This window comes from Pristimantibacillus sp. Z349TD_6, from assembly GCF_056173205.1.
Genome location: NZ_CM149662.1, coordinates 5169236 through 5182951 on the forward strand (window position 1 = coordinate 5169236; position 13716 = coordinate 5182951).

A 13716-nucleotide genomic window follows, 5' to 3' on the forward strand; every position below is an offset into this window, starting at 1 on the left:
AAAAGAAGAGCCGCCTAATTTCTAGGAAGCAGCTCTCCTGTGAACATTTCTATCGTTCTATTTCGCGAAGACATTACAAATGAAACTGTGGCAGTAAATCAGCATGGCTTTCGAGCATCTGCTCCAAAGCTTGATAAGCAGCCTCTTTATTTTCAATAGCAGGATCGGCGTCTATCGCTTTCTTCGCAATAGAGACATTGCCCGTCACTGCTGCTTCAACGACAAGCTCATGAACATCCGAAATCGCGCGGCACAATTGAAGCAGCGGCTCTGGGAAAGCTGGAACCTCTACCGGATGAATCATGCCGCCTGATACGGTTACTGGTATTTCTACGATTCGATCCGAAGGAATACCCGATATTGCGCCATCATTCTTAACGTTCAAAATATCAATCTGAAGATCGCTGCCCGTATACAACGCTTGAGCTAGCGCAACTGGATGCTCCCAGCTGCCATGATCAAATAAATGATCATAATGCATTTTGCCTGCACCAATCTGCTTCAGCTCTTCCAAGCGTCTGCTGCGTTCTTCGAGCGACCCATGATATGGAGGTGCTGTCGTGTAATGAATGTCCTCTTGATAAGGAAGATATTCCGCATGATGGTCAATGTGTCCAGCCGCGACTGCTCCATACTCGCTCAGCCATCGCTTAGAGATGCGAAGCTCGCGCTGCGTCTCTTCATCTTGATCAGACCAGTTCTCCTCTTCAATATAGTGAATAAGCTTAGGCAGAAGATCCTCACCCGTGCGGCTATCTTTTATTTCCATCACCCATGCAAAGTGATTAAGTCCAGCAGTTACGATAGATAGCTCAGAGGCCGATTTGCCAAGCAGCTTTGGCAGGAATGTGTAGCCCTCAGCACCCCTATACGCAATATTGCAAAATCCAGCTATGCGAATCGATGAATAACGTGCTGCTGCCGTTACGACACGAGGCATTGGATTCGTTACATCCAGAATCCACGCCTGCGGGCACAGCTCCTCCATATCACGGCAAATATCCATAATCAGCGTAATGGACCGGAATGCATTCATTAAGCCCCCCATGCCGCCACATTCCCTTGCTTGATCCGCCATCCCCAATGCATGTAATATATCAAAATCGATTTGCCAACGGCGTGCACCTTGAACCGAGGCGGATACGATAACAAAGTCCGCACCTATTAGCGCTTCTCTTCTGTTTACCGTTGCAGTCGCAAGAATATCTACCTCTAACTGCCTTGCTATTTCTCTTGCAGCTGCTGCCATCCCTTCAGCCGCATCCAGATTTGGATCAACAAGGACAAGCTCACAGCCTGCAAGCCTCACCTTTACGATAATATCTTCGAGTACCGTTGGTGCAAATACGAAGCTTCCTCCACCTATCAATACAATTTTCACGATAGTCTCATTCCTCTCGGTTGTCTTTGGATTGCTATTGTTGAGCGTTAAGAGAGATAATAAAGGTATGAATAATTCCGTTTACAAAGGAGCTATGATGAGCAATCTGAGTCCTGCCCTCAACCAATCATTTCCTAATTATAAAGAACAGCTTATCCTATACGGCATGCGCACGTTCGAAGCCGGCCAAGGCCCTGTATGCGATTTACATCTGCATCATCGGATGCTGGAGATTAATATTGTCCTAACAGGCGATCAAATCGCTCGTATTGGAAATGAAAGTTTCACACAGCATGAAGGTGATATTATTCTCATTCCCCCCATGAAGCTGCATGACTTTATTGTTCCCGAGCAGCAGTCGATGCACGGTTTTGTCATTCATTTGCAAAATGTGGACAGCAAGCTGCTCTACGCCTTTCGAGCTTGCGGAGAGTATTTATTTGCGAGAGATCATCCGCTCAATGAGCGCCTGAATCCGCTGCTAAAAGCACTTATTTCATGCTTGCAGCAGAATCCTTCTGCTCACCGCGTCTTTATGCTTTGTAATGAAATGCTGGTGCATTTGGAGGAGTTCGTGCAGAGCGAAGCCTTGCTCTCCATCAATGAACCAAATGAGCAGCCGCTTGCTGATCGGATCGCGAGGGAAATTGAGGCGCTCATCAGCACCTTCAATGAACTCGGTACAGATTCCTCAACGAGCAACTGGCTTGAAACCATTGCAGCCAAAACAGGCATTAGCCGCAGACATGCCGGCCGTTTGTTTCAACAAGCGTACGGCATGTCGCCTCGTCAATATTTATCAATCATTAGACAGCAGGAGGCCATGCATATGCTTGTCATGCGAAACATACCGCTTGAAGAGATCGCATTCCGAATCGGATTCGAGAATGTGCAAAGCTTTATTAGGCAGTTCGCCAAATGGACAGGATTAACGCCTGGCGCCTATCGGAGACAGCATAAATCAACGATAAGCTATTTGACGCCGCTTGAGGTGGAACCTCATGCCGGTCATTTATCCAGCCACGTTCCTTCTGCTACCTCAGAATAATTTCAGGACGCTCATTCAATTGTACGCCTCGTTCAGCATACCAATTGAAATGCCGCTCCTCTCCGGCTATCTGCCAACGGGACGGGCAGCGATCATCAAGCCAGTCCAGCGGTTCAGCCGGTGGCAGCGGTTTAGACGCTCGTTCGAACGCTTTGCGAATCGCTGCTTCCTGTTCCGCGCCAACCGCCTTTGGATCTGCAGAAATGAACAGCGGTGTTCCGCTTTCGGACAATAGCTCCAGCCACTGCTTGTTCAAATGCCAAGGGACATCGTCGGTCAAGCCAACACAATCCGCATCAGCCGCAAAAAAAGTGTCATGCTGCGGCATGCGGAAAGCAAGCGTGTTGACGCCCATTTTACGTGTACGCTCCCATTCCTTACCGCTCGTATCGTCACCGGTCCGCTGAATTTCAACCAAGCCCGCTGCTAAGTGCCCTACTGTATTACAGCCAATAATTAAACTGTCCGCTGAAGCTTCTGCAATCTTCTTATACAAAGCGACAATAATTTCCGCCGTCGTCTTCGTGCGATCAGCAAAAGCTAAACCATGATCACTCATCGATGCGCCCATTTCAAAGCCCCATTTGGCAAAAATATCGAAAGTGGAAAAATCATGCTTAATCAGTTCATAACCCCAATCGTGCAGCTTGCGAATTTCATTGCCCACATAGTCAAGCACATCAGGAACGCTTGGGTCCAAATAAATGCTGCCCGCATTGTGGCCACCATATCTTCTCCAATGATTTGGCACACTGTTTGCGACTAATAGCGGTCTGCACCATATGCCAGGACGAACCCCGATTCCTTTCATATCGCTGGCCAGCTTCTGCATATCAGAAAACTGATAATTGGGTTCCCAAGGCCCACCATTGCAGCTGCCCCCGCCGCTGCAGAGCTGCCAACCGTCATCAATAACCATAAACGGACGGTTATCGACCGAAGAAGACCAATCTGACACGCGCTCCGAATCAGCGATTATCTCTGCTGTCGAGCTATTCCCATAGGCATAATACCAGTTGTTTCCCCCATACACAGGTTGTGAAGGCAGGATCGGCTGCTTGCACATCTGTTCGCAAAACGCCGTTGCTGCACGAAATGCCGATTCGCCTTCCGCACCTTCTCTCGTTACAATGACCGCAGCCTCGAGCGTTCGATCACCAAGCAGCACTCCCGCTTCACCGCAGCGAACATCAAGTGTCAGGCTGATTCCGCCTGCATCCGCTTGCCAGTAACAAAAGGAGCTTGTACCGGTCTCTACGCCATAACCATGCGTGCGTCCCCCTTCTGACAACAGGAAATACCATGGCATTTCACGTTCAGCAACTAACCCCCGCCATTCCAAATCACCGTAGCCTCGTTCCCATTGATCACCCAGAACACGCATGCCCCCGCTGACCAGTTCTCGCTGCCATCTCAGATGAAGCCGCCTAACTGGCGTCTGGCCTGCACTTAATCGAACGGCCATACGATTAGCCATCGTTTCAAATGAAATAACGGTTTCGCCTGCATACCATTCTCGTGAACGGAATGACGCGCGAACCCATCCCTCTTCCCACTCCACTTCAACATTGTCCGGATTGGTTAATAGATCTAAAAACTCCATCGTGAGCGCCTCCCGTATTGAACATCGTTCTATAAAACCGAGTATAGTATTCGCTGCCAGCAATTTGAATAACGAAATGAGTCGTATCACGAATAAATAATGAACCAAATGGGACATCCAATAACATAAAAAAAAGACTGCCGCCGCCACATCATGGCATTGAACAGTCTTTATATTCATGATTAATCTAGCTTAGCTGCCTTTTATTTGTTCAGTTCTCTGCGTACAACCGGCGCAACCTTCGTCGCCAGCAGCTCAATGGAAGCCGCTACCTTTGAGAACGGAATGCCGCCAATATCAAACTGAGCCATGAAGCGCTGATGACCGAATAGCTCATGCTGCGCCAATATTTTCTCAACAAGCATTTCCGGGCTGCCAACAGCCAGCGCATTGATTGGGTTTGCCAATTGTTCGAATTGCTCGCGTGCCATCGACTCGCCCCTCTGCTTGCCTCCCATAAACTGGCTTACATAATGAGCATAATAAGGATAATATTCATCCTTCGCTTGCTCAGTCGAGTTGGCAATATATCCATGGCTTGTGATCGCTACTTTTAGATCTTCTTGTTTATAGCCTGCGCGAACACCAGCAGCACGATATACGTCTACAAGCGGTTTAAATCGAGCTGGATCTCCGCCAAGGATGGCAAGGGCCATTCCTAGACCATGGCTTCCTGCGAGTTCCGCGCTCTGAGGCGTACCTCCGACACCGACCCATACGGGTAGCTTCGCCTGCTCTGGACGAGGTGCAATCTCAGCATTCAGCAGCGGCGTTCTATATTTTCCATCCCAAGTGATATTCTCGGTTTCATTTAACTCAAGCAGCAGATTAAGCTTCTCCTGAAAGAGCTCCTTATAGCTCTCAAGCTCATACCCAAACAATGGAAATGACTCTATATACGCTCCTCGTCCCGCAATAATTTCCGCGCGTCCATCCGAGAGCAAATCAAGTGTAGCAAAATCCTCGAATACTCGAACTGGATCTGAGGTTCCAAGCACCGTCGTTGCGCTCGTTAACCGAATCCGCTTCGTCGCTTGTGCGATTGCAGCAAGCAGAACAGGTGGAGATGTAACAGCAAAGTCCAAGCGATGATGCTCACCCACTCCAAATACATCAATGCCCGCCTCATCTGCAAGCTTGGCAGCTGCGACGATTTCCTTCAAACGTTCTCTCGCATTTGGCGATACTCTACTGATAGGATCAGTACTTATATCGCCTAATGTGTAAATGCCAAATTCGAACACATCTGCTCGTTCCTTCGAAGGCTGAGCAACTTGTTGTATTTTCTCGTTGATTTCAAACACCGCTTTCCTATATTTATGTCCAAGGCAAAAGTACATATTTTGTTCGCTGACCTAGTTACTTTACGTAAGTAATGATACATAAGTTATTAAGTTGCGTCAAGATCAAGAGCATGAAGCCCGCCTAAATGTCTTACAAAGTACAAAAGAACCTTCAAAATCACAGTAAAAGTGATCGGAAGGTTCCTACTATTTAGGCTGATATGATGAGAAAGCCCCATGGTGCGAGCTCCAGCTGTTGTCCACTAGTAACTTTACTACCATTCAGCAGCTCAGTACCGTCCTGATGCTTATAGTCAAATGTAACGGCATCATCTGAGTAGTTGAAATAATATCGTATATTCTTTCCGCTACTATTCAAGCCCGATTTTACGATGATTGGAAAAACAAGCTCTTGCTCTGCGCCCCAAAGACCTGCATTCTGCAAAGCCCCGCATAGCACACTTCTTACAACAGCAGGACCAGGCAAGCATCCTATATAGGTAGCTGTTCCTTTTCCATAGTTATTTCTTGTAATTGCCGCATATTCACTCCACTGCGCATGATCATAAGAAGCCAGCACTTCAGCGGTTGTTGGCGTGATGAGCTCCATCCACGCTTCAACCTCTTTCGCCTCGTTACTCTGATCGATCAGCGGGCCTTTTAAACCGACATGATTTGGCGTTACGAACATGCTATAGGATATGCCGCAAGCTGCTTGTATGATACCGGGCTGCTGTGAAGTACGTACCTTAATGACCTCGTCGGCGAAGCCGCTTTTGAACGTATAAACGACATGTCCTCCGCTTCGTACGAATTCATTTAATCGCTCTAAACTCTCTGAAGGGGCAGCGTAAAGCGCTGGTACGACAATCATCTTGTATTTATCCAAGTGGGCGCAGGTCGGCTGAATAAAATCAACCTCGACATTAAGCTTGTACAATTCGTCATAGAGTGCGCGAACAACATCATTGTAGGTTTTGCCATCGGGAAGCTTAAACCATTCCATTGCAGATAAAGCCTCGTTGCTGACCATTACAGCCACTTGATTGTTTTTGCGGAGGCTGGCAAGGTCCTCGCTCAGCCTAGCAAAATCCGCACCGATCGTTTTGGCTTCGTTATAAACAGGATTAGGCTGAAAATCATGGCTGAGCAGCCCCTTCCAATACGTTTCGAACGAATTGTGAATCGAATGCCAGTGCCAATACGCGACCATATTGGCGCCGGAAGCAAGGTGGCTGAACGCCTGCAAGCGCAATTGCCCGGGATATGGCGTCCAATGCGGAAAGGCCTGTGCCTGCGTTTCGAGCACTAAGTAATTATCGTTTTTGAGCGAACGTGTCATGTCGCCGCCAAATGAGATTTCGATGCCGGTTAAATCATCCTGCGAAGGATGATAAATATCGACGCCCGCAATATCAAAGGGCTCTGAAGCAGCAAAGTGATCAACGGAAGGCTGAACGCCAAATGAGTAGCCTCGCCATTCAAAATCAAAGTTTTGAGTTACAAATTGTCCCGGCTGCTTATATTCGTTCACGATAGAGACCTGCCATGCCAAAAACTCATTTACCAGCTTCCGCTGGAACTTCGCGAACTCCGCGCCTAAGCTGCCATTGATTGTGCCGATAACGGAAGGGAACTCCTCCCAGCTGTTGATGCGATTGCTCCAATAATCAAGCCCAAACAGCTGATTAACGACGTCCAGCGTTTCATAAGTATCCCTCATATATTTGACGAACTGCAGCTGGACATTTGGTCCCGCCGTATCATAATGTTTCGTTTCATTATCCGTCTGATAGCCAATCACGGCTGGATGTGTACTTACGCGGCTAATGAGCTTGCGGATGATTCGCTCTGAATAGAAAAGATAAGCAGCATTCGTAATATCCATAATTTGGCGAGCGCCGTATTTGCCTGGTCCGCGAGGGGTTACGGCAAGTACATCCGGGTGCTCCTTGACCATCCAAGCAGGCACGGCATAGGTTGGTGTGCCAACAATGACGGCGATACCGGCTTTGTACATCGCATCCAGTACTCTGTCTACGGATGAGAAGTCGAATACGCCGTTTTGCGGCTCATGTGTGCTCCATGTCGATTCCGCGATTCGAACCACGTTAATGCCTGCTTCCTTCATCATCCGAATATCCTCATCTAATCGCTCATAAGGCATATATTCGTCATAATAAGCGACGCCATATAACAGCTTATTCATCCTTTAACAGCCCCCTCGGCAATCCCATGCATAATAAACTTTTGGAAGAACGAGTAAATAATAATGACTGGAATCGCGGTCAGTACGAGCGCCGCCAAAATAAGCGACCATTCTTTGTTATACTCACCGAAGAGCGTGTTTGTCGATAAGATAAGCGTGTAATTGCTTACGTCCGTCAGCATGAGCAGCGGCAGCAGGAAATCATTCCAGATCCAGAGGAAATCTAAAATCGCTATCGTCACCGTAATCGGCACAAGCAGCGGGAAAATAATTTTAAAGAACGTTTGATATTCATTGCAGCCATCAATTTGCGCCGCCTCCTCCAGCTCCTTAGGGATAGACTTCACAAAGCCATGATACAGAAAGATCGCCATATTGACGCCGAGTCCAATATATATGATTGCAAGCCCATACGTACTGCCTTGAACAGACAAGGCTTTGGCCATTCTAGTCAATGGAATCATAATCGAATGAAACGGCACAAGCATGGAAGCGATAAACAGGAAAAAAATCAAATTGCTTATCTTTCCGCTCGTACGTGACAGCTTATAGCCAGCAAGCGATGCACAAAAGACGATTCCGCCGATGCCGAGCACCGAAATAATGATCGAGTTGAGTGTGCTGCCCAGCAAATTGATTTGATGAAAAGCATTTACATAATTATCGAATTGAATCTTTGATGGCAGCGAGACGAACGACTTGAACATCTCACCTTGTGTCTTAAATGAGTTAATAACCGCCAAGTAAATCGGGAAAAAAGAGATCGCAGCCCCAATCGACAGGAAAATGGTAATAAGGAGGGAGGTTGATTTATTCTGTCTCATGCTTCCACCTCTCTTTTCTTCATGACACGAATTTGGATAAATGTGAAGATGAGAATAATCACGAATAGAATGACCGATTTTGCGCTGGCATAACCATATCGGAAGTTGTTTGAGAAGGCTTCCTCGTAAATGTTCATCGTAATAACTTGCGTGCTTCGCCCAGGTCCTCCGCCTGTCAAGCCATATACAACCTCGAACACTTTAAACGCGCCGTTTAGCGTAAGAAAGAAACAGATCGTAATCGCATGTGAAATCATCGGCAGCGTCACATTGCGAAACGTTTGGAAAGCGGTAGCTCCATCGATAACAGCTGCTTCCTTCAAGCTTTGAGGCACACCTTGCAGTCCTGCCAAATAAATGATCATCATGTAGCCGACGCCGTTCCAGAGGGAAACGGTCAGAATCGAGAAGAAGCTTACTTTTGGATCACCGATCCAAGCTTGATCTAGAAACGTAAGCGCTGTCTTTTCTGCCAGCTGAGGAAGCACCTGCGCGAATACAAATGTCCACATAAATGCGCTGATAATCGTGCTTATCATGTTGGGCATAAAGAAAATGGTACGGAAGAAACCTTTGCTTTTGCGGCGTGATTCAATAAATACAGCCAGCAGCAGCGCAAATACATTTTGCAGCACAACCATGAACAGCACATACTTCAAGGTGAACAATAACGAACCGACAAAATCGGGATCGTCTCTAAGCGCTTCAATAAAGTTGCCCAATCCAATAAAGTCATAGTCACGATTCAAGCCATTCCAATCCGTGAAGCTGTAAAACATTCCGCCGAGCGTTGGAATCAGCAGGAAGATCGCGTACAAAATAAAAGCGGGCGCGACAAACGTAAATAACGAGATGTATTTTTTGTAGCTCTTGATCGGCACAGTATCCGCCCCTCTCCTATGTGTCTTTACTGAGCAAAAACGTCTTCGGCGTCCTTTAGACGCTGAGTAGCTTTGACGGTGAAATATAAGATAAGTATGAGAAAATGATATACTCTCTTATTTTTAAAAAACGGGATGAAGCGAAGCAGAATCTCCTTGTCTCCCTTCATCCCGAGCATGTGCTGTTTATTTATTTACCTTGTTGTACGATTTCCAAGCTTTATCAAGTGCTTTGAGTACGTCATCTTGCGATAATTGACCGGCATAATACGCTTGCAGCCCTTTGCCCACTTCATCCTTCACGGATTGAGGAATAGCCGGGTCTTGATAAGACTTGCCTTCTTTCACATAAGCTGTTGCATCATTAACCCATGGATAGCTCTCATACGTATGCACGGTGGAGATTGGGTTGAATTTAAGCGCTTGGAAGAAAGCATTTGAAGCAGTGTCATCCAGAATGTAGTTGATGAAATCCAGCGCGACTTCCTTGTTTTTTGTGCTCTTAGAAACAGCAAGAGAAGTCGAAGCACTTAGGTTAATAAGAGTCGCATCTGGATTGTCATTGATTGGCAGAGGTGCTACACCAAAATCAAGATCCGGATTGGATTTAAGAATTGTTTCTGCGTACCACGGCCCTTGCAGCCACATTGCGCCTTTGCCTGCTGCAAACGCTGCTGCGCCATCATCGCCGCCCACTTCTGTCGCTTTTTCCGTTCCGTTCGCATTGATAAGATCAAAGATGTCGAACATTGCTTTTAGCTCTGTAAAGGAGCCTTCATCCTTATTCATCCGTTCGATGAAATCAGCATCCTCCGTATTGATAAGTGCGCCCGCTGCGAGCGGCAGCACGAGCTGTGGAATCCAAGCTTCCTTATATGAAAGCACAAAAGGCGTTACCTTATTCGCTTTCAGCTTCTCGACAACCGCTTTCATTTCTGTCAGCGTTTTTGGAGGTGTAATGCCAAGATCCGTAAAGATCTTTTTGTTGTACAAGTAGCCCCAAGACAAGGTTTCCAGAGGAACGGCTACGACTTTACCATCTGTCGTTGTAACTGAAGGTTTAACGCTGTCCAGCAGCTTGCCGACAAAAGGCTGATCGGATAAATCCTCTAAGTAACCTGCTTTGTAGTAAGAAGGAATTTCGTTAATGGCATGAAGCGCGAAAATATCAGGTGCATCATTGGAGGCAAGGCGCGTCTTCAAAATTTGCGCCGCATTATCGGCTGTCGGCATTTCGAGCTGTACCGACACGTCGATGTTTTTCTCAGCTTTTTCCTTGGCTACGAAGTCAGCAATATATTTATCGTAATGCTCTTTAAAACGAGGCTGAGCAATGAACATTTTCAGCTTTACGCTCTTGGCTTCACCGCCGCCGCTTGCTGCCCCATCTGTGCTGCCAGCATTATTTGTATTGCTGCCGCAGCCAGCTAACAGTGTTGTCGCGAGCATCGTAACGAGTAAGCCTTTAACTATTTTTTTCATCTCATTTGACCTCCCAGAAGCTTGTTTTGTTTACGCTTTCATTGTATCTAAAAAATGAAAGCGTTTAATTGGACAGAATTAGACTCTTTCGTTGGACATTTTTAAACCTCGCTGCTCTTCCTCATCTCACCTGGCGCGATGCCAAAATGTTTCTTGAACACACGATAAAAATAGGTGATATCCTCGTAACCCGCCATTTCCGCAATCGCTTTAATGGGAATGCTCTCATCCATCAGCCACTCTTTTGCCTTCACCATGCGTAGGTGCAGCATATAATCCGTGACATTGCGTCCATATTCCTGCTTGAACACTTTACTCAAATATTCCTTGCTCACAAAAAAAGCTCTAGCGAGCTGCTCCAGCGTAACCGGCTCCGTATAATGTTTCTCCATATACAGCCTAACTTCATCCAAATTCAATTTGTTTTTAAATTTGCGCTGCTGAATAAGCTGCCTCAGTGTAGTCACATAATGATGGGTAAGAAAAGCAGCTGTATTCTCGCCTGACTGGGTGATCTCATGCCCATACGGCGCATGCAGCGAGTCGCTGTCTTGTGAATTAGCATTCATTAATTCCTTAAGCAGCAGAAGCAACTCTTGTACGACCTGCTCCAGCATGACGGCTTTCGTAATACCGCTCTGCTCGAGCTCCTTCATCATTTGATCAAGCGTTGTCTTAACGCCATCTGTATTCAGCTCATTGAAACGCAACTTTAAAAGCTTCTTATACGATGCCAATGTATATGAAATATCAAGATCAAGTGATATTGTTCCACGCTCCATTTGAACAGCTTCAAGCCCGCTTTTGCAATTTTGCAGCGCCGTATTAAGCTCTTTCGGATCAACTGGCTTAAGCAGATAATCCATCGCCTTAAAGCGAAGCGCATGTTTTGCATATTGAAAATCATCATACCCGCTGACGACGATCGTCTTAATTGCTGGAAACTGGTCATTAAGCTGCTGCAGCAGCGCAGCGCCATCTGTTCCGGGCATCCGCATATCCGTAATGACAATATGAGGCTGCAAAACCTCCATCATTCGAAGCGCTTCTGTACCGTCCTCTGCTTCTCCTACAATTTCCATGCCGAGGCTTTCCCATTCTCCGAACGCTTTGATGATGTCTCTTGCCCAGCTCTCATCATCCACAATGAATACTTTAAGCATGCTGATCTCCCCCTGCTATTGGAATCGAGACGGTGACCGTCGTTCCCGCTCCTAACTCGCTTTCAATCGTAATCCCATAGTCTGGGCCAAAATGCATTTGAATGCGGGACGCAACATTTTGAATGCCGATGCGATTGCCGTGCGTCCAAACCTGTCCGCTATGTTGGTGAAGCCGCTTTTGCAGGTCGGCAAGCTTATCCTCGCGTATGCCGACGCCATTGTCACGGATTCGAATTCGAACTTTATCATGCTCACGCGCTACGCTCACGCTAAGCTCCCAATGACCTGATTTATTTTCTAGTCCATGGAAAAAAGCATTTTCAACAATTGGCTGAAGCGTCAGCTTCGGAATGGGAGAAAGCATCATGGACTCGTCCATTTCCGTGTGATAGGTAAGCTTGGAGTAAAAACGCTGCTTCTGGATAAGCATATAATTGTTTAAATGATCGATTTCAGCTTTTAAGGAGGCGAGATCGTTGGGATCGCGAATGACATATCGAAACATATCGCTAAGCGATCGAATGATTTCGTAGCTCTCCGCAGGTTTTTTCGTAAAGAGCATGCTGCCGATCATTTGAAGTGTATTTTGCAAAAAATGCGGATTGATTTGCGCTTGGAGCGCTTTAAGCTCCGCGGTTTTTTTCTCCAGATTGATGCTGTATTCCGTTTTAATATGCTCTCTAATGCGGTATGACATGTTGTAAAGCTTTGTTTCAAGCAAGCCGATCTCATCTACGCGGTTGCTTTGAGGCAGCTCTGTTTCCTTGATGATGCCAAGGCCCTGCATCGATCTTGCGAGCGTAACAATTGGCGTGGCCGTCCGCCATGCTAACAAAATAGCAATCAAAATCGACAGCACGATAGAAATTGCGCCTACGATAAGGCCAAATCGCATCGTCGATTGCGCGCTCTTATTAATAAAGCTGGTCGGAATAATCGTAATCAGCTTCAAGCCGACGGGATCAATCGTGTTATAGAAGACGTACGCCTTCGACATGCGGAAATAACCTTGATCCTCTGTTGTTTCCTTGATCCGCTGCATAATGTTATCCGAGGGGCGCTCTCCGAAACGTTGATAAAGAACATTCCCGTCTTCGCTCGCGATCAGAACCTGATGATCCTTGCCGCGGCCTATCAAATCGAGCGTCTGATCAAGCATCGACCAGCGAATTTTAAGCGAGATACCGCCTAGCTTCTCCCGATTCTCAAAACGGTTAATGCTCCGAATCAATTGAAAGTGACCTTCATCCCCGTTATTAGATTGAATAAGAAAATCTTTATTTTCCTCAAATAGCTGCTTGTAAGGAGAAGGGATCGTAGGCGAGGTTTCCAAATCATATTGATTTCCGCTTATGGTAAACAGTTTCCGCGGCTCTTTCAAAAACAGCTCGACGCCGATGACATGATTTCCTGCGGAATAAAACAAATTGCTCAGCGTATCCATAATATTTTTTTGAGCGGCAAATTGGTTAATGAGCAGCGAACCCTCTGTGCTTGCCAAATAATCACTAAGATGAGGGCTGATGAGTACGGAATAAACGAGATTGTTCAATTGCGAGAACTGCTCGCCCAAGTAGACGCCAGTCCACTTCATATTGGATAAATTCGTTCCGATAACTTCCGCTTCCATCGACTTTCGGTTGTTTTCGGCGGCCAAGGCAGTAACCGCTATAATCGGAATAACGGATAAAAAAATCATCGTAAAAATCAATTTATTCCGAATACTGCGCCGGAAGGGCTCTGTCAGTATACGGATTAGCTTGGCCAACATTTGCTCTCTCGCCTCCCGCTTCTCTTCTAGCTATTGTGTGCAAAAAACTAACGCCCCATCGATTGCTGGCG

The 13716-nt window shown here is 46.6% G+C and carries 10 protein-coding genes; 1 reads left to right on the forward strand and 9 read right to left on the reverse strand.

The genetic code is table 11. The features are described 5' to 3' along the window. Positions 1–73: 73 nt before the first annotated feature. A complete protein-coding gene (locus AC0VYE_RS22765) occupies positions 74–1381 on the reverse strand; it encodes a family 4 glycosyl hydrolase (RefSeq protein ID WP_475442961.1) in 1308 nt (435 codons plus the stop codon). Positions 1382–1448: 67 nt separating this feature from the next. Between AC0VYE_RS22765 and AC0VYE_RS22770 the strand changes: the two genes are divergently transcribed. Beyond that, positions 1449–2429: a helix-turn-helix domain-containing protein gene (locus tag AC0VYE_RS22770; RefSeq protein ID WP_475442962.1), complete on the forward strand. Its 981-nt coding sequence runs from the start codon at positions 1449–1451 to the stop codon at positions 2427–2429. Here the strand turns inward: AC0VYE_RS22770 and AC0VYE_RS22775 are convergent. The 8 genes from AC0VYE_RS22775 to AC0VYE_RS22810 form a co-directional block, all read right to left on the reverse strand. After that, complete coding sequence (locus AC0VYE_RS22775; RefSeq protein ID WP_475442963.1) at positions 2416–4032, reverse strand: alpha-amylase family protein; 1617 nt, start codon at positions 4030–4032, stop codon at positions 2416–2418. The genes AC0VYE_RS22770 and AC0VYE_RS22775 overlap by 14 nt on opposite strands. 203 nt (positions 4033–4235) lie before the next feature. Then, positions 4236–5327, reverse strand: a complete 1092-nt coding sequence (locus AC0VYE_RS22780; protein ID WP_475449688.1) for an LLM class flavin-dependent oxidoreductase — start codon at positions 5325–5327, stop codon at positions 4236–4238. A gap of 199 nt (positions 5328–5526) precedes the next feature. After that, positions 5527–7524 (reverse strand): beta-galactosidase, encoded by a 1998-nt coding sequence (locus AC0VYE_RS22785; protein WP_475442964.1) that lies wholly within the window; start codon positions 7522–7524, stop codon positions 5527–5529. Beyond that, entirely contained in the window at positions 7521–8348 is an 828-nt protein-coding gene (locus AC0VYE_RS22790; protein WP_076266656.1) for a carbohydrate ABC transporter permease, read from the reverse strand. The genes AC0VYE_RS22785 and AC0VYE_RS22790 overlap by 4 nt, the downstream gene beginning before the upstream one ends. After that, entirely contained in the window at positions 8345–9229 is an 885-nt protein-coding gene (locus AC0VYE_RS22795) for a carbohydrate ABC transporter permease (RefSeq protein WP_076266655.1), read from the reverse strand. The genes AC0VYE_RS22790 and AC0VYE_RS22795 overlap by 4 nt, the downstream gene beginning before the upstream one ends. Positions 9230–9415: 186 nt before the next feature. Continuing rightward, positions 9416–10711, reverse strand: coding sequence for an ABC transporter substrate-binding protein (locus AC0VYE_RS22800; protein ID WP_339203749.1), 1296 nt, complete (start codon positions 10709–10711; stop codon positions 9416–9418). 101 nt (positions 10712–10812) lie between these two features. Next, entirely contained in the window at positions 10813–11874 is a 1062-nt protein-coding gene (locus AC0VYE_RS22805) for a response regulator transcription factor (RefSeq protein WP_475442965.1), read from the reverse strand. After that, on the reverse strand, positions 11867–13645 hold the full coding sequence (locus AC0VYE_RS22810) for a sensor histidine kinase (protein WP_475442966.1): 1779 nt from the start codon (positions 13643–13645) through the stop codon (positions 11867–11869). Before AC0VYE_RS22810 ends, AC0VYE_RS22805 begins: the two co-directional genes overlap by 8 nt. Positions 13646–13716: the final 71 nt, after the last annotated feature.